General features: G+C 69.5%; 19 protein-coding genes. 10 read left to right on the top strand and 9 right to left on the bottom strand.

The genetic code is table 11. The features are described 5' to 3' along the window. Positions 1 to 155 precede the first annotated feature (155 nt). The 4 genes from BS83_RS12180 (at position 156) to BS83_RS46405 (ending at position 2,818) form a co-directional block, all read left to right on the top strand. Positions 156 to 485 (top strand): hypothetical protein, encoded by a 330-nt coding sequence (locus BS83_RS12180; protein ID WP_037603763.1) that lies wholly within the window; start codon positions 156 to 158, stop codon positions 483 to 485. Positions 486 to 544: 59 nt separating this feature from the next. Further along, on the top strand, positions 545 to 1,882 hold the full coding sequence (locus tag BS83_RS12175) for a type IV secretory system conjugative DNA transfer family protein (protein ID WP_037603762.1): 1,338 nt from the start codon (positions 545 to 547) through the stop codon (positions 1,880 to 1,882). Next, complete coding sequence (locus BS83_RS12170) at positions 1,837 to 2,226, top strand: TraM recognition domain-containing protein (protein ID WP_037603761.1); 390 nt, start codon at positions 1,837 to 1,839, stop codon at positions 2,224 to 2,226. Before BS83_RS12175 ends, BS83_RS12170 begins: the two co-directional genes overlap by 46 nt. 340 nt (positions 2,227 to 2,566) lie before the next feature. After that, positions 2,567 to 2,818, top strand: a complete 252-nt coding sequence (locus tag BS83_RS46405) for a hypothetical protein (RefSeq protein WP_198035220.1) — start codon at positions 2,567 to 2,569, stop codon at positions 2,816 to 2,818. A 298-nt stretch (positions 2,819 to 3,116) separates the two neighbouring features. On the opposite strand, the gene BS83_RS12160 is transcribed toward BS83_RS46405, so the two are convergent. Then, complete coding sequence (locus tag BS83_RS12160) at positions 3,117 to 4,187, bottom strand: hypothetical protein (protein ID WP_037603759.1); 1,071 nt, start codon at positions 4,185 to 4,187, stop codon at positions 3,117 to 3,119. A 659-nt stretch (positions 4,188 to 4,846) separates the two neighbouring features. Between BS83_RS12160 and BS83_RS45345 the strand changes: the two genes are divergently transcribed. Next, entirely contained in the window at positions 4,847 to 5,011 is a 165-nt protein-coding gene (locus tag BS83_RS45345; RefSeq protein WP_157597143.1) for a hypothetical protein, read from the top strand. 34 nt (positions 5,012 to 5,045) lie between these two features. Here BS83_RS45345 and BS83_RS12150 read toward each other — a convergent pair whose 3' ends face one another. After that, the gene (locus BS83_RS12150; RefSeq protein ID WP_037603757.1) at positions 5,046 to 5,393 is read right to left on the bottom strand and encodes a zinc ribbon domain-containing protein YjdM; all 348 of its coding nucleotides are present in this window, start codon (positions 5,391 to 5,393) and stop codon (positions 5,046 to 5,048) included. A gap of 177 nt (positions 5,394 to 5,570) precedes the next feature. Between BS83_RS12150 and BS83_RS12145 the strand changes: the two genes are divergently transcribed. After that, positions 5,571 to 6,065, top strand: coding sequence for a pyridoxamine 5'-phosphate oxidase family protein (locus tag BS83_RS12145; RefSeq protein ID WP_408640994.1), 495 nt, complete (start codon positions 5,571 to 5,573; stop codon positions 6,063 to 6,065). 368 nt (positions 6,066 to 6,433) lie between these two features. Then, the gene (locus tag BS83_RS12140; RefSeq protein ID WP_037608730.1) at positions 6,434 to 6,799 is read left to right on the top strand and encodes a cupin domain-containing protein; all 366 of its coding nucleotides are present in this window, start codon (positions 6,434 to 6,436) and stop codon (positions 6,797 to 6,799) included. A gap of 183 nt (positions 6,800 to 6,982) precedes the next feature. Here the strand turns inward: BS83_RS12140 and BS83_RS12135 are convergent, their stop codons facing one another. Genes BS83_RS12135 through BS83_RS48285 form a run of 3 tightly spaced genes read right to left on the bottom strand, consistent with a single transcriptional unit; the run spans position 6,983 to position 8,733 of the window. Next, a complete protein-coding gene (locus tag BS83_RS12135) occupies positions 6,983 to 7,519 on the bottom strand; it encodes a flavoprotein (protein WP_037603756.1) in 537 nt (178 codons plus the stop codon). Continuing rightward, positions 7,516 to 8,448 (bottom strand): XRE family transcriptional regulator, encoded by a 933-nt coding sequence (locus BS83_RS12130; protein ID WP_232248231.1) that lies wholly within the window; start codon positions 8,446 to 8,448, stop codon positions 7,516 to 7,518. The genes BS83_RS12135 and BS83_RS12130 overlap by 4 nt, the downstream gene beginning before the upstream one ends. A 45-nt stretch (positions 8,449 to 8,493) precedes the next feature. Further along, positions 8,494 to 8,733, bottom strand: coding sequence for a helix-turn-helix domain-containing protein (locus BS83_RS48285; RefSeq protein WP_269664888.1), 240 nt, complete (start codon positions 8,731 to 8,733; stop codon positions 8,494 to 8,496). 109 nt (positions 8,734 to 8,842) lie between these two features. Between BS83_RS48285 and BS83_RS45340 the strand changes: the two genes are divergently transcribed. Continuing rightward, entirely contained in the window at positions 8,843 to 8,992 is a 150-nt protein-coding gene (locus tag BS83_RS45340) for a hypothetical protein (protein WP_157597142.1), read from the top strand. Between the two features lie 651 nt (positions 8,993 to 9,643). Here BS83_RS45340 and BS83_RS12125 read toward each other — a convergent pair. Beyond that, on the bottom strand, positions 9,644 to 11,284 hold the full coding sequence (locus tag BS83_RS12125; protein ID WP_157597141.1) for an IS4 family transposase: 1,641 nt from the start codon (positions 11,282 to 11,284) through the stop codon (positions 9,644 to 9,646). A 216-nt stretch (positions 11,285 to 11,500) separates the two neighbouring features. On the opposite strand from BS83_RS12125, the gene BS83_RS12115 reads away from it, so the two are divergent. Beyond that, positions 11,501 to 12,747, top strand: a protein-coding gene (locus tag BS83_RS12115; RefSeq protein ID WP_408640993.1) for an IS3 family transposase whose coding sequence is annotated in 2 segments (ribosomal slippage) — positions 11,501 to 11,837 and positions 11,837 to 12,747 — 1,248 coding nt in all. Because the reading frame shifts where the segments join, the coding sequence is not laid out codon by codon here. Between the two features lie 627 nt (positions 12,748 to 13,374). On the opposite strand, the gene BS83_RS45335 is transcribed toward BS83_RS12115, so the two are convergent. The 3 genes from BS83_RS45335 to BS83_RS12105 form a co-directional block, all read right to left on the bottom strand. Continuing rightward, positions 13,375 to 13,533 (bottom strand): hypothetical protein, encoded by a 159-nt coding sequence (locus BS83_RS45335; protein ID WP_157597139.1) that lies wholly within the window; start codon positions 13,531 to 13,533, stop codon positions 13,375 to 13,377. A gap of 312 nt (positions 13,534 to 13,845) precedes the next feature. Further along, positions 13,846 to 14,076 carry a hypothetical protein gene (locus BS83_RS12110; RefSeq protein ID WP_037603754.1) on the bottom strand — a complete coding sequence of 77 codons (231 nt, stop codon included), beginning with the start codon at positions 14,074 to 14,076 and terminating at the stop codon, positions 13,846 to 13,848. Beyond that, positions 14,058 to 14,246 (bottom strand): hypothetical protein, encoded by a 189-nt coding sequence (locus tag BS83_RS12105; protein ID WP_037603753.1) that lies wholly within the window; start codon positions 14,244 to 14,246, stop codon positions 14,058 to 14,060. The genes BS83_RS12110 and BS83_RS12105 overlap by 19 nt, the downstream gene beginning before the upstream one ends. An 853-nt stretch (positions 14,247 to 15,099) precedes the next feature. Between BS83_RS12105 and BS83_RS12100 the strand changes: the two genes are divergently transcribed. Beyond that, complete coding sequence (locus tag BS83_RS12100; protein WP_037603752.1) at positions 15,100 to 15,867, top strand: alpha/beta hydrolase family protein; 768 nt, start codon at positions 15,100 to 15,102, stop codon at positions 15,865 to 15,867. The last annotated feature ends 161 nt before the right edge of the window (positions 15,868 to 16,028 follow it).

The following is a 16,028-nucleotide window of genomic DNA, read 5'->3' as shown; positions in this document are numbered from 1 at the left end:
CAGCGCGTTGGTGCCGTGCGCTGCGTTGCCACGCCACCAGTTAGCACTCTCAGAGTGAGAGTGCTAACGATGACTATCAGTCACGATCCCTGTGATGCAAGGGGTCGCGGCTCCTCAGCCTTGTTCGGGATCTCCGCGCGAAGGCCCGCGGGTTCGTGGAGCGCTCCGACGTGGTGCTGTGCGGCGGTCTGCCGATGTCCGAGCTCACGGCCGTCGACCAGGTAGTGACGTTGTCGGTCCGCGAGCGCGAGATGATCGCCGAGTGGTCCGCCCCGGGCAGCATCAACGTCGAAACCGGCGAAGAGGACGCCCCGCCCGGCCGGGGCAAGTTCCTCATTAAGGTCGGCGGCCACCCCGGTATCCCGGTGGACGTGGTGATGACCGAGGACGAGGTCCCGGTCAACAACACGAACCAGAAGTGGGCCAACAGCACCACTCCCAGCGTCGCCGCGCAGCGCGTGCCGAGCGAAGCGACCGTCCGGTGAGGCGCGGGGACGACCGGGCCACCGCGGCGCAGTGAGGGGCGCTGGCGGCCGGTGGGGCGGTGCTGCTGATAGCTGCCGCGGTCGATCTGGTGATGGAGGGCGCGCAGTGGTGGGCGGCGGGGAGCTGGCCCGCCGTCAGCCCGTTCGCCCCGCTGTCGGGGCTGGTGACCGGCGGCTGGCGGTGGACGTCGACGGCGACCGTCGTGCTGCTGCTCGAACTGCTGGTCTTGGCCAGTGTCGGCGTCCTGGTCGCGCGCCTGGTGCGGCGGACCCGGCGGCGCGGCCCGTCGCTGCGCGCCTACCAGGACGCCGCGCGGCGCATGTCGACCGGCCGGGACCGGATCGCACTTCAGCACAAGGCGGAACAGAGCGCGGAGCGGCTGGGTGTGGAGGGCGAGCCGGGGATGCGGGTGGGCCGGCACGTGCCTTCCCGCAAACGCCTGTTCGCGCCGTGGGAGTACCTGATGCTGGTCATCGCCACGCCCGGCCGGTTCAAGACGACGGGTTTGGTGATCCCGCAGATCCTCCTCGCGCCGGGCGCGGTGATCGCCACCTCGATCACGTCGGACATCATCGCGGCCACCCGCTGGGCGCACTCCCTCAGGGGGACGGTGTGGGTGTTCGATCCGCAGGACCTGGCCGGGGAACCCGCCTCGTGGTGGTGGGACCCGCTGACCGCCGTCACGAGCCTGTCGGACGCCGAGGAGCTGGTCGAGGTCCTGGTGCGGTCAAACCAGGAGGCCACCGACCAGGCCAAGCGCGACGGGTTCTTCGACCCCAAGGGGCAGAGCGTCCTGGCATTGACCTTGTTCGCGGCCGCGCTGGACAAGGCCTCGCTGCGCGAGGCCTACCTGTGGCTGGGCGACCGTCAGGACGAGGGCCCCGAGCGGATCCTGGCCAAGCAGGGGCAGACGGTGGCCGCGTCCAGCCTGGCCGCCATGCGCCGGCTGACGGCGAAGACCTCTGACGGCATCTGGGCCACCGCCGAGATCTACCTCAAGTGGATCACCAACGAGAAGATCTCCGCGTGGGTGACGCCCCAGGGTGAGCACGACCACCGCGACCGCCTCGACCCGAGCGCGTTCGCAAGGAGCACCGACACCATCTACCTGCTGTCCATGGCGACCGGCGTCACCTCCGCTGCTCCGGTGACCACCGCGCTCCTGCGCGCCGCCGACCGCTACTCCTCGACGCTGCCCGGGCAGCGCCTGCCGGTCCCGCTGTGCGCGATCCTCGACGAGGTCGCCAACGTGTGCCGCTGGCACGAGCTCCCCGAGCTGTACGCGCACTACCGCTCCAAGGGCATCTGGCTGGCCACCTACCTACAGACCTGGGCGCAGGGACTGCAGCTGTGGAGCCCCACCGGCTCGGCACCCTGCGCGACAACGCCGGCGTGATGGTCTACGGCGGCGGGGTCCGCGACGGTGCGTTCCTCGACGAGCTGTCCCGGCTCATCGGGAAGTGGGACCGGCCCCAGCAGACCAGGCACAGTGACGCCCGCTCGCTGCTCGCGGCCTCCTCCTACGCGGACTCCACGCACAAGGAACCGATCCTCGACGTCGACCAGCTCGCCGCCCTCCCCGAGCTCCACGCCATCGCGGTGTTCACCGGCTACCAGCCGATGATGACAACCCTGGAACCCTGGTGGGAGACCGAGTTCGCCCCGGCGGTCAACGAGTCGCTGCAGCTCTACGGGACCGGCACCGACGTGCGAGACGCGCTGCCGGAAGGAGTTGCTTGATGGCGCAGGCCGGTGGGGAGGCGGGCGGCAGCGCGGGGGAGGACGTCGCGGCGACGGCGCTGCGCCTGCTCTGCAGCGCCGAAGAGCGACACCGCAAGAACCTGACCGAACTGCAGGCCGGGGTCGACGACGCCTTCGGCCGGCAGCTGGAGCCATCGAGAAGATCGAGCAGTTCCTCGACGCCCAGTTCCCGGGCGAGCCACAGCCGTCGAACCCGCGGCCCTGGAGTGCCCGAGCCAGCGCGGAAGACCTCGAAGCGCTGGCCGACTGGCTCCTGGCGACCTATCAGCCCGTCACCGAGCACGCCATCGCGCCGTGCTGGCCCGCCCACCCGGGCGCGGTGGAGGAGCTGGCCGCGCTGCGGAACGCGTGGGCGGCCGCCATGCTCAAGGACGAACGGGGCCCGGCCGACAGTGCCGCGTACTGGCACAAGAACTGGCTCTGGCCTGGCTTCGCCGACATCAACAAGATCATCCCGAATCAGTGCAAAAGCGGGGCCCACAAGCACGACCGGCAGCCACAGCCGACCGACCGGAGCCTGCTCGCCCGAGAGGCCACACAGTCGGTTGGGCGGCTCGAATCACGAGATTGAGTAGCAGTTAGGTCGGCGTCCGCTGCAGGACCTCGCCCGGGTCGTCCTTCGGGGTGGGCGTCGTCCTGCTGAGCGGGCTGGTCTGGGTCGTGGGCGCCCCGGCCGCCCTGGCGTTCGTGTCGAGGCGGGTTCGAGGCTTGCCCTCCACATGACTGACCGGCGGCCAGCTCCGGCTTGCCGCCGGTGGGCCCCGGAGGGCGAGATGCGCTCCTGGATGGGCATGCGCACACAGCGCGCGGCGGGAGCATCCAGCGCCGCCGGGCACGGTCTGGGTGCTTCTGGTACCGGTAGGAAGCCCTCAGAGTCGGGCGGGTGGGCGCCTCCACCATCGCGGCTCGACCACGGCTTGGAGCTTCCGAGCGTCCGCGTAGTGACGCCTTTCCCTCAAGAGGCTGATCACCGGCAGGAGGCTGCCCGGGTCGTGGGAAAGACTGAGGAGATAGAGGAGCGCCTCGGCGTCGCCCCGCAGCTTCGCCGCCCTGAGGCCGATCAGGAGCATCCCCGCTTCGCGTGCGGGGCGCTCGCGGAGGACTGCGGAGAGAATCTCCCCGATGAACGGCGAGCCGCCGTTGGCGCGCAGTGCTTCGATCACGGCCACCACGCCTGGAACGGGGCGAGAGCGCATGCCGAGGTGGATCAGGCCCACGGCTTCGTCGGGATGATGACGTTCGGCTTCCGTCACCAAGGCCGCCATGCGGGCGGTCGACTGGTCCCTGAGGACGAGGCGGATCAGGCGTCCCGCGAGGTCGAGGCTCGCGGCTTCACTCATGGTGAGAATGTCCTGTGCGGACCGTTCCGAGGCGGCTGCCAGCAGAAGCTCTAGGTCCTCAGCCTGCCCTGTTTCGTGGAGCCTGCGCGCCACGTGCGCAGCATCCCTTGGTGGCAGGGTTCTGCCGGCCGCCTCCGCTCCGACTGTCTGCAGCAGGTCCTCCACCCATGTCGCCTCGGAGGTCTCTTCAGGCACGCTGACCGGCCGCGTGCTGCCTGCGGCCGGACGTGCCGACAAGATCATTTTGGCCACCGTGCCAGCGTAGTCGCGGCTGCGCGGATCGACGAGGGCTTGGTTCATCGCGAGCCATTCGCTTCGCCACGCCACCTCGTCGCAGAACTCGCTCGGCAGCGGGTGCCCCACGGAGGCTGCATGGTCACGGAAGGCGGCGACCAGAGCCAGGACATGCTCGGCCTTCGGTGCAGTTCTGCCCTTCAGTTTGTCGTCGATCGTGGACCTGGGCATCGCCCAGCGCGCCCCTTGCCCGGCGGTCAGCTTCGCGAGCCGGTCGAGCGAGGGCTGGTGTGCGCGCCTCCTCAACTCGCGCAGGGCTGATGCCACGACCTGAACCGGATCTTTCGGGGCATCTGCCATTCCCATACGGCGCTCCTCGCGCGTCGGCCGCGACGTCTGACGGATCAAGCCTAGGAGCGGCACTGTCCGGGTTCGTCCGGATCAGTTCAGAACGGACCGTCCGGACGGCTCTGCTCAAGGGGACACCCGCCGTTGCGTGGCTGACCCCGGAGGAGCGCCGTGACCCGCACAGCCGTGACCCGCACCTTTCTCCCGCTCGCAGCAACTGCTGGACTTGGTCTGCAGGCAATGATGTCCCACAGCTCTGTGGCTGTGATGCTGGCCGTCGGCCTGGTCGGGGGCGTACTCCTCCTCGGGGTCGCCACTCTGCTGCTTCTGGTGATGACCTCCATCTGGTCAAGCCAGCCGAGGCGTCGCAAGGACGCGTTCAAGGTTCTCGACCGTCTCCTGTCCTTCGTCCACGCGGTCATCCGCCCGAAGGGGGATCGCCGTCCGCTACCAGCCCCGCAGCGGCACCCGCCCCGGGCTGGTGGGCGAAACGGGCGCCGCCGAAGGGGCTGGCCCTGATGGGCAGTCACGCACGCGAAACCCCAGCGGCTTCGTCGGCGATAGCGGACCCAGACCTACCACAGAACGAGCCCGTCCGAGCTGCTGGGGAACCGCCCCGAGACGAACCCGGCCGTTGCGTACGTACGCAACGGCCGGGTTCGTCTCGGGGCGATCCGGTGAGGCGCGATTTTCGCGATGCCGCCGCCGTAGCCGGGGCCCTGGGCGAATACGGCCTCACCGTGGACGAGGCCGACCTGGCCGCAGGTCCGTGGAGCCGCATCGTCTCCCATGACGGCGCGGACGTCACCCTGTCGGTCTCCGTGCTGACCAGATCCTCCTGACTTGGCCGCAAACGGCCGGGGTCACAAGTGCAGGTCAGGCCTTCTTGACCACGCTCGACTTCAGCTGCATCGCCCCGATCCCCTCGATGCGGCAGTCGATGTCGTGGTCACCGACCCCGGCCACCAGCCGGATGTTGCGGACCTTCGTCCCCGCCTTGATCCCGCCCGGCACACCCTTCACCTTCAAGCTTTTGACCACGGTCACGTCGTCGCCGTCCGCCAGCGCGTTGCCGACCGCGTCCCGCACCACGTCACCCTCGCCGCCTGCCTCGGCGGTCTGGGGCTGCCACTCGTGCCCGCACTCGGGACACACCAGCAGCGCCCCCATCTCATAGGTGAACTCACTCGAACACTTCGGGCAGGCAGGAAGGGTCTCGCTCATAACGATCATCCTAATCGGCGGGCGCAGTCCGTACCCACCGCGACGACCCCCGAGGCACAGGAACCTCGCCTTCGGCCCCGGCACACCTGTCGCGCCAGGGACCCCGACTCCCCGCGGCGCGCGATCAGGACTGAACGGCCCTATCCCACACCCCACCCGCGGCCGGATCATGCCCCCATGGACGCGCTGGATCGACCCACCCCGCCCGAACCCACCACCACGCCCGGCGCCGGGTCGCACGACAGGCTGCGGGCCATGCGACGGCTGGACACCGCAGAGGCTCTCCAACTGCTGGCCGGCGTGAGCCTGGGCCGAGTCGTGTTCACCCGCGATGCACTGCCCGCGATCCGACCGGTCAACCACCTCGTGGAGGACGGCGAGATCATCATCCGCACCCACGAAGGCGCCGCCCTCACCAACGCCGCGGGCCAGGGCAGCCCAGACGGGATCGTCGTCGCCTACGAAGCCGACCAGATCGACCCCGCCACCCACACCGGCTGGAGCGTAGTGGTCACCGGCTACGCCCGCCTGGTCACCGACCCCGACGACGCCGAACGTTACGCCCGGCAACTGCACCCCTGGGTCGACCAGGCCATGGACTGCACCATCCGCATCCACCCCGAAGAGGTCACCGGCTTCCGGCTCACCACCAGGCCCCCGGCCACGCCATAGCCGGGCAACGGTGCCCCCGCCGACGCCGCCGCGCACCCGGACACACCCGCTGATGGGGATATTTGAGCGTCTGCGTCGACATCTGCCCCGCCCGACGCGGCAACCGCAAAGGCGTCGTCCACGATCTTGAGTACCAACGTCGGCATTGATTGGGCCTCGGCGTTCGGGGACGCGACGGTCGCTGCTGCGACGAACCCCATGACCGACCCGATCCTCCGCCCCCACTGCACCAACGAGCCCATCTGACTGTCACCGATCACCCGGGCCCGGCGACCTTCGGTCGCCGGGCCCTCAACATCGCGCCGAGACAGACGAAGAGCCGGTCTATGATCTCTGCCTTCCGCACCTTGCCGAACGGGGGACGAATCATGGAGATCTTTCGCTTCGAGCGTGCTGAGCGGCTCATGACGCGGCACGGGAGCATCGGCCTGCACGCGACTCGCGTCGCCGCAGGCGAGGGCCGCCTGCAGGTCACCTGCCTGACTGTCGAGCCCGGCGGCATCATCGGGACGCACCCGGCTACTTCCGCCCAGATGTTCCTGGTGGTCACCGGCGGCGGCTGGGTCGCCGGTCAGGACGGGAACCGCTTCCCCATCAGTGCCGGGCAGGGCGCCCGCTGGGAGGCAGGCGAGGAACACACTACGGGCACCGACACCGGCCTCACCGCCCTCGTGCTCGAAGGCCCGCTCGACCTCTTCGAACCCGAAGCAAGCAGCGGCACAGCCGAACGCTGACCGGGTCCCCCAACGATCGCTGATCTGGGCCGTCCCCAGTCACTTGAAGGCCCAACCATCCAAGGAAGAAGATCCAGGCCGGCCGATTTCAAGAATCGCCATCACCGTGACCAAGGGCGGGCAGAACTCGCGCGTGGGGACTCCCACCAAGGCGGCACCGCCCTGGTCCACCCGGTCCGGGCGTCAGCGCGGCAGGGCAGCTATCGCGGTGTCCCATGGGTAGCCGTCCAGGTCGCCGTGCTTGGGGATGTGCGGGATGAAGCCGCCATCGCCGAGCAGGATGTCGACACCCGCGCCGCGCAGGACGTCGACGTGGCGCCCGAGAGCGGGGTGGGCGGCTTGGGCGGCGTTGAGGTAGGGCAGTGCCACGACGGGGAGCTGCAGGCCGATCGCCTCGGTGAGCAGTCCGAGGACCAGCGTGTCGGCGTGCCCGTCGGCCCACTTGTTGAGGGTGTTGAAGGTGACCGGCGCGGCCAGGATCGCGTCAGCCGATGGCAGCACGTCCGCCTCATCGGGGAGCTTGAACTGGTGGCGCACCGGGTGGCCGGTGGCCTTCTCCAGCGCCGGGATGTCCTCCTGCAGCCAGCGGTGGGCGGTGGGGGTGAGGACCACGGCGACGTTCCAGCCTGCCTGCTGGCAGGCGCCGACGGCGGGGAGCAGTCGGCGCACGGGCGGGGCGGCGCAGCCGAGCAGGTACAGGACGCGGGAGGAGGAGGTCATGCCGGGAGTCCACACCGCTGCGCCAGGGCGCGCAAGCGTCCCTCAGCGCTGCCGACGCCCAGCAGGCGCAGCTCCGCGACCAGGCGCGTGGTGGCGGGGCGGCTGCGAACCTCCTGCGGGGCGAGGCGTTCGGCGTGCAGCAGCGTGTCGACGGCCTGCTCGCGTCGGCCGGCGAGGCGGTAGCCGAGCGCCCGGTCGACCAGGTGGTTGGCGCGGCGCTCGCGCGGCAGCGCTTCCAGGGCTCCCTGGTCGACGTGGTCGGCGGCGGTGACGGCTTCGGGGCCGTCGTCGAGGCGGACCATCGTGGACACCTGGTGCAGCTGGACGTTGGTGGGCCCGAACGCGGTCCACAGTGCGTTGCCGTCGACCCGGAGTCGGTCGGCGGCCGCCTTGGCGGCGTCCAGCTGGTCCGGGACCGCGCTGCGGTCGTCGATGTGGGCGGCGGCGACGGCGGCCTTGAGATGGAGCATCCCCAGCACGCTGAGCCCAGAGGGGCCGCGGGCGAGCAGGTCGGGCTCCAGTCGCTCGGCGACGACGGAGGCGATGGCGATGGCGGCCGCGCCCTCGCCGCGGTGGAACATCGCGTCGACCAGGTGGCGCGCGGCGCCGGTGACGACGACCGGGTCCTCGGAGCGGTCGGCGGCGGTGACGGCCCGGTCGGCGGCGCGGTGGGCCAGGTCGTGGTCGCCGAGCTTAGTGGTGACCGCGCAGGCCAGCTGGTAGGCCATCGACAGCAGCGCGTAGGCGGTGCGCCGCGCGTCGCCGTTCAGGTAGCGGGGGCTGCGGCTCGCGTCGACCAGCAGCGCGGGCAGGACCTGGGTCACCGGCGCGTAGCCCGTGGCCTGGAACGCGGCCCAGCCGTAGGCGACCTGGCGGCGCAGTTCGTCAACCGGGAGCGGCGCGTCGGCGTCGTCCAGGCCGGTGACCACGCCCGGGTGCTGCAGCGCGCGGCGGATCGCGGCGAGTTCCGGCTGCTAGGTCGGGGCCGCGTCCGCGGAGACCGTGGTGTCGGTGGGCAGCTCCTCCAGCGGGATGCCCAGCACGCGGGCGGCCTGCTCCAGCACCGAGAAGCGGGGGTCCGCCTGCCGCTGGCCACCTTCTAAGGACTGGACCCACCGGATGCCCTTGCCCATGAGCTGGCCGAACTCGGCCTGCGTGTAGCCGCGCCTGCCGCGCCAGTAGGCGACGCGTCGGCCGATTCCCCTGCAGTCCATCCTCGCCGCCGTTGGGTCGACGACGCACACGGTCCGTGTGCGTGCATCTCCGTTGTACCGCCCTACCGTGCGAGGTACTGACGAACCGCCATGAAAGGGGCGCGCGACGATGACCAACACGCTGGCCAGGGTCACCGAGGAGTCCGAGCACAGGCCCGACCAGGTGCTCCTCGTCTCCGGTCCGTTCGCCTCGATCGACCAGTTCACGGCCGCCGCCTCAGGCGGCACGCTGCAGCTGCTCCTCGTCGGCGTCCGCTGACCTACCCTCAAAGCACCGTCCGGCGCACTTCGGGCGGCCCGCTGGCCCCGGCCCTGCCCCCCGTGCGAGCAGGCAGTCATTGCCGGCGGGGGAGCCCCCGCCGCCCAGCGGTACTCCTGAGGAGGGTCAGAGCTGTCTTAAGTCCCGGACGACCGTCAGCACGATACGAGTCGAAGGCGAACGACATGTCGTAGGCGCAGGCAGAGGTAGACCGCCTTCTTGCGCGCAGCAGGACGCGGACAGCGTGACGCGGCTGGTGCCCGGGGTGAGCACCAGCGGCATGGTGGAGCGCTCCTCGTCGGGCTACCGGCGGCGGTTTGTCGAAGACCTAGCCGAACTTCTGGTCCGGCTAGATGGCTCCCTCGTGCATGTAGCAGTGGTTGCAGGCGAGATCACACCCGCTGTGGATCTTAAGAACAGGCTGTGCCCCGCAGCCCGGGGTGCGGGGCACAGCTGGGTTCGGCGCCGTCAGCGCTGAACCCAGACCCACAGTGCGGTGACCAGCACGCAGCCGCCAGTGTAGGCCGCGCCCATCGCCGCCCTGAGCGCCAGGACGCGCAGGTAGCGGCGGGTCCGGCCACGCTGGTGCCGTGCCTGCCTGGGCTCGATGGGGGCCGGAGTCGTATCGGGCCTTCGCCCAATGCCGGGAAGTTAACGGATTTCAGCTGGCGGCAAGGGTGTTGATGTCCATGGGGTGGCTGCGTAGAGGCCGGGTCCGAGCTTGTGGATGATCCCGGTTTCGGCCCATCGGGACAGCTGCCGATACATGGTGTGCAGGGTGACGTCGCCGAAGTGGGCGGCGATCTCCGCGGGTCTCCAAAAGCGCGTCGGGTCCTTTTGCAGGAGTTCGAGGATGCGGTGGCGTCGGCGCTGGCCAGGGGAGACGTTCCGGTCGTCGCGGGAGATGGTAGGTAATGGCGACTGGTCGGGGCCGGGTTCGAGGACGGTGACGGTGAGGTCGGCGATGGTGCGGCTGCGGTCGGGGCGACCGTCGTCCTGTCGTTCGGCGTACCGGGAGACGGGTGAGCGGACCTTGCGGGTGCTGACGCGGGGCCGGCGTCGTGGGAGGAGGGCGGCAAGGACGCGCTGGGCGATGACGCCGATGGTGCCGGTGTGCGGGGCCGCGGTGACGCCGGTGGCCTGGACGACGAGGTCACGGGCGGCCTGGAGGGCTATGGTGAAGCCGCAGCGGTCCGGGTCGGTGCCCGGCCTGGATTCGGCGGCCTGGACCATCACGGTGCGAAGCGCCTGGTAGAGGCTGAGCTGGGCCCACATCTCCTGCTCGACCCCGATCGGGTCGCCGGACCTCAGCGGGCGGCCCTGTCCCAGAGTGTGCCGCAGCGCGAAGTACGTTGACTCGTGCTCCCACCGCTCGTGGTAGAGCGTGACGAGCGTGGCGGCCGGGTAGCGGTTCGCGCAGGTCAGCGTGGTGGCGAGCCGGTAGGAGCCGGTGAAGGACGTGCCGTCATCCAAGGCCACGGTGACCTGGGCCTCGATGATGCGGACCGGGACGGTACCGATGACCGACAGGTAGGAGCCGTCGCGCAGGCGGGTCAGGACCGGGGTGCGGCGGTTGGCTCGGATCCGCCCCAGGAACTGCGCGCCTGTGCCGGTCAGCGCGGCGAGGAAGGCGTTGGCGTCGAAGCCCTTGTCCCATAACAGCAGCATGTCGGGCCCGAGGTGGTGCAGCAGCCGGCTGGCGTAGGCGGTCTCGCCGGTGTCGGTGGGACCGAACACCGCGCCGATCAAGGACCTGGTCCCGGTCTCCACCAGCGTCATCAGCTCCAGCATCGGGCAGCCGCCCCGGCCGCCGGGGCCGAACCAGCCCACGTTGCGGGCGGTGTCGGCCAGCCGGATCGAGCTGCAGCCGTCGAAGGAGACCGTCCGGAAGCGTCCGAACCGCACTCCGGCCGTGGCCGGTCGTGCCAGTGGCCCGGCCAGGACCTCGAACAGGCGGCGGACCGGCGCCGGACCGACCCGTCGGCGCAGGTCACGCAGGGCCTTCGCGGTCGGCCCGGCAACATCGAGCCCCGAGCTGGTCAGCGCCGCGGTGAGTTTGTTCCAGACCAGCCGGTAGCCGACCTCCGGGAACAGGCACATGGCCAGCAGGAAGTAGACCCCGACCCGCGAGGGCAGGTTCCGAAGGCGGCGTTGCACGCAGCCAGACTCCTCAAGGACCGCATCGACGAGCTCGAACGGCACGACCTGCGTCAACTCGCCCAGATGACCAGGCGCGAACGGCCCCGCGGCCACGGTGAACTCGCGGGAGAGCACCATCAGGCCAGACGGCACGGCACAATGACGTACGGGCAACGGGGCACCTCGAAGATCAGCAGTCTTGGCGGACTATCTGATCAACGTGGCCCCGTTGCCCGCGTCACGATCCGACGCTGAAACCCCTTGCCACCAGCGGAGATCCGTTAACTACCCGGCATTGGGCCTTCGCCCTGAGTCGTGGACACGCTGATACTGGATCTGCTTGATCCGGAGGAAGCGAGAAGACCGCCGATGGCGATGAAGGACTACTCGGACGAGTTCAAGGCCGATGCCGTGGCCCTGTACGAGTCCACGCCCGGGGCGACGTACAAGGACATCGCCGCTGACCTGGGCATCAACAGGGCGACCCTGCGCGAGTGGGTGCTGCGGGACCGCGACCGCCGTGGCATCGCACCCACCGACGCCCGGCGGGGCGGGACGGCACTGGCCCGGGCGGGACAACCGGCCGCCTCCGACGATCCCGACGAGCGGATCCGGCAGTTGGAGGCCCGGGTGGCCGAGCTTGAGGCGAGCGAGCAGAAGCTGGCCACCGAACGGGACATCCTGCGGAAGGCGGCCAAGTATTTCGCCGGCGAGACGAACTGGTGAGCCGCTACCAGTTCGTCCATGACCACCGGGACGCCTACGAGGTGAAGCGGCTGTGCCAGGTCCTGGAGGTCAACCAGTCCAGCTACTACAAGTGGCTCGGCGGCGCCGAGGCCAGAGCCGTCCGCCGCAGCGAGGACCAAGTCCTCGCTGAGCGGATCCGCCGGATCCACGCCGATTCCGGTGGTGCTTACGGCTCTCCGAGGGTGACCGCGGAACTGCGTGGAAACGGAGAACGGGTCAACCACAAGCGGGTCGCCCGGGTCATGCGGACCCACGGCATCGCCGGGATCCGCCTGCGCAGAAGGGTCCGCACCACCGTCCCGGACCCGGCCGCGACCCTCGTCCCGGACCTGTTCCAGCGGAACTTCAACGCCCCGGAGCCGGGACGCAAGTACATGGGCGACATCACGTATCTGCCGCTGGCGGGCGGGGAGTTCCTCTACCTGGCGACCGTGCTGGACTGCTTCAGCCGCCGGGTCGTGGGCTGGTCGATCGCCGATCACATGCGCACCGACCTGGTCGCCGACGCGCTGCGGATGGCAGCCGCGACCCGCGGCAGCCTGGATGGGTCGGTGTTCCACAGCGACCACGGGGCGCAATACGGGTCCCGGGCCTTCGCCGACCTGTGCTCGGAGCTGGGCGTCACCCGGTCGATGGGCTCCGTCGGCAGCAGCGCGGACAACGCTGCCTGCGAGAGTTTCCACGCTTCACTGAAACGGGAGACGCTCCAGGGCGCCCGCGACTACGGCGACCCTGCCACCTGCAGGAGGACCGTCTTCGCCTGGCTGACCCGCTACAACACCCGTCGGCGTCACTCCGCCAACGGTCAGCTCAGCCCGAACGAATACGAACAGCGACAGCACACGGCTAAGCTCACGCTCGCCGCGTGACAACCAACCGCGTGTCCACCTTCACGGGCGAAGGCCCATCCTCCATGCCAGGAGCTCCTATCTGTGTGAGTGCAGAAGGTGGACAGTTCCGAAGCAGGGCCCTCGGCGGAGCGGGAACTCAGTGCCGGGGGCTTCCTGCTTTCGGCTGGCTGGAGTCTAGAACCGCGTGTGGACATTCAGCGGAGGCCCAGAAGCGTAAGAGCGCCCAAATCGGGCACCCGGCGCGTCAGGTGCCGGGCTGGTGGATGACAGAGACCTCGCCGGTAGGTACGGACAGGGTCGTTGGGCCTGTGCTGTCCTCTTGCGCTCCGAGCCGCAGTCGATCTCGTCACGGACGGCGATGAACGCTGGTAAGGCGGGCCACTGCCATGACGTACGGCCTCACCGTGCAGAACAAGCACGCCAGGCATCCATACGGCGCGTTGAAAGCCAACCTGAGCTTCTTCAGCTCGGCCGTGGCCCGCAGAAGATGAATCAGGCGCTCGGCCAGCGCGTTCGCGGTGGTGAGCCTGCGCCTACCTCGCGCTTCAACATGGCCACATCCTGCGTGGGCTCGTTGAAGAACGGGATGTGGTCCTCCTTCACCACCAGTCCGGGTTGTCGCCATCGTTGTCGATCTTTACCTCGTTAGACGTCCCCGAGGGCCATGGCAGCGTTCTGGTACTTCTTCGGCAGGTTCTCGAAGGTGAACTTGAAGAAGAGCAGATCGACCTCATGGCAGGTCTTCTTGCGCGGGCCGATCTCCTTGACGTCGCGCGCGAAGTTGGGGAAGCGGCTCCCGGTCAACTGCTGGACGTCTTGAACTCGAAGTACGTGATGTCGAACTCTGCTCGGAGGGCTCGTCCAACTTGTCGTGCATGGAGATACGTAGGACCCACCCTCGAGTACCCACATGACAGAGCCCCCGCCGCCCATCGGGGCGACGGGGGCAGATCTTCGTGCGGTGAAGGTTGAAGGACTACCGGCTGCGGGATAAGAGCCGTCGGGGTTGAGGATGAGCAGCGGTCCAGGTGCCCAGTTGCGCGGGAGCAGACCGCGATCAGCGAAGCGGCTCGATACAACGCTGGGGTGAACGCATTCAGCCCCGACCGGGCGGCCTCAGACCCAGATGTCGTCCTCACCCCGGTAGTGGGGCCAGGGCTGGCCTGTTCGGGGGTTCGCGAGCATGTTCTCGATGCCCTGGGCCCAGACACCGGGGCGAATGAGCTCGATCAGGTAGCGGTCGAGGGCGGAGCGACGCATCTGGAGCGTCCAGCCGGGGGTGGCGGTCCAGCCGTTCGGGAGCTGCGCGAGCAACTGCGGAGTCAGGATCAGCGGGCCCGGATCCACCACAGCAGCACGCCGGCCGCGCCGGCTCCGAAGCTGTAGGCGGCACCGCTGACCATCTGCCGGGCCGCACGACCGCCGTAGCCGCGCAGCACGCGCCGCCAGCGCTCGCGCCCGCTGGAGCTGGCGGGCTCTGCGCTCTCGCTGGTCTGACGCTCTATCTCGGGCCCCATCTCGGACTCCTTCTCGTGTAGGGGCGGATCGCGCGACAGATCCACAGTGGTCGTCGAAATCCGGCGTCGGTATGCCGTCTGACTGCCGTTTCACTGCCATATCTCGGCGCGGCGCCCATCCGAGTCCATGACCGTCGCCGCACCAACACCGCAATGCCGTCCCTCGGTGCGCTCGGCCGTCGTCCCGCTCGCCCGGGAGCGCCGACGCGATCCAAGGCCCGGATCGGGGCGCACCAGGAAGGGCCGCAGCTGGCCCGCCGCGTCATGACGGCCGCGGCGAAGGCCAAGCGGACCTGACGGGCCCGGATCGGCGACCCAGCTCCGGGGGCGTCGACACGTGTGGGCAGGCCCGCCGCGTCTACCCGGCGGCGATCTCGCGGATGAGGTCGGGGGCCGCTTCAACTCCTGGCTGGCTCTACCGCAGGCTCCTGCGGCGGACCCTGATCAACTCAACTCCGTCAGCCGTACGCAGTGACTCCATCAGGCGCAGTAAGTCAGACTAGGACAAGGCCATCGCACACATCTCATCAACGAGCTTCGCTACTCGGAGAGTTGCGCGGTGGCCGCCCCATGACCAGGGGTCATTCCAAGATCGCTGCTACACCATTCGGCGGGACGCCATCCTCTCGAGGCCCTGGGGCGTGTCTGGAGTCGTGATGACGTGGCGTGGAAAAGGGTTGAGGGGATGATCATCGGGCTGGTATCTTTCACTCGACCGTGAAGCCGCCCAAGGAGGTGAGACCCATGAACGCTGTATCCATGTGGGTGCTCCCCCTCTCGTCACGGTCGGGCGATTGACGCAGGTCTCGCCGGGAGCGCCTCGATAACAGGGCACTCCCGAAAGGCAACACCCATGCACCCACTGCAATTCACCGCCGAGTCGTCGTCGAACGGCATGGTCGAACGCGACTTCACCGTCGGCGATGTCCCCGGTGTCCTCTGGTCGCCGGCCTCCAGCACAGCCGGCCGCGCGCCCCTGATCCTGATGGCCCACGGCGGCGGCAACCACAAGAAGCACCCGGCGATGTCCGGCCGCGCCCGACTCCTGGTGGCAGGCTGCGGCTTCCACGTCGCCGTCATCGACGCGCCCGGTCACGGCGACCGGCCGCGCACGGCACACGACGAGGCGGAGATCGCCGAGCTGTTCCGGACGCGGGCGGCGGGCGAGTCGGAAGGCCCGATCGTCGTGCGCTACAACGACCACCTGGCGGAGCTCGCCGTGCCCGAGTATCGGGCGCTGCTGGACGCCCTCCAGGAGCTCCCGGAGATCGGCGCTGATGGGCTGGTCGGCTTCTGGGGCATCAACATGGGCACTGCGATCGGCATCCCGTTCGTGGCGGTCGAGCCCAGGATCTCCGCTGCGGTCTTCGGCCAGCACTGGCCCGAGACCCTGGCTGAGAAGGCGAAGCAGATCACCATCCCGATCGAGTTCGACCTGCAGTGGGACGACGAGCACATCGCGCGCGAGGAGGGTCTCGCGCTGTTCGACGCCTTCGCCTCGAAGGAGAAGTCCCTGCACGTGAACTCGGGCAAGCACAAGGAGCTGCCCCGGTTCGAGGCCGACAGCGCGGCCAGGTTCTTCGCCCGGCACTTCGGCCGACCGATCACCTCGCCCGCCTGACGTGCGCAGCCGCGGCGTCCGGCTTGCCAACCGGGCGCCGCGACCGCGGCCCCGGGTTGAGGCTGACACCTGATCGCCTGAGAGCGTCGACGCGCTCGGCGGCATACTGGCGGGACGAGCTTCAAGGTGGGGTCCGGCGAGAACGACTGGGGCGGCATGAC

The organism is Streptacidiphilus rugosus AM-16 (assembly GCF_000744655.1).
In the GTDB taxonomy this organism is placed as follows: Bacteria; Actinomycetota; Actinomycetes; order Streptomycetales; family Streptomycetaceae; genus Streptacidiphilus; species Streptacidiphilus rugosus.
The sequence above is the reverse complement of the archived record's forward strand: the minus strand, read 5'-3'. Positions and strand labels throughout refer to the sequence as shown.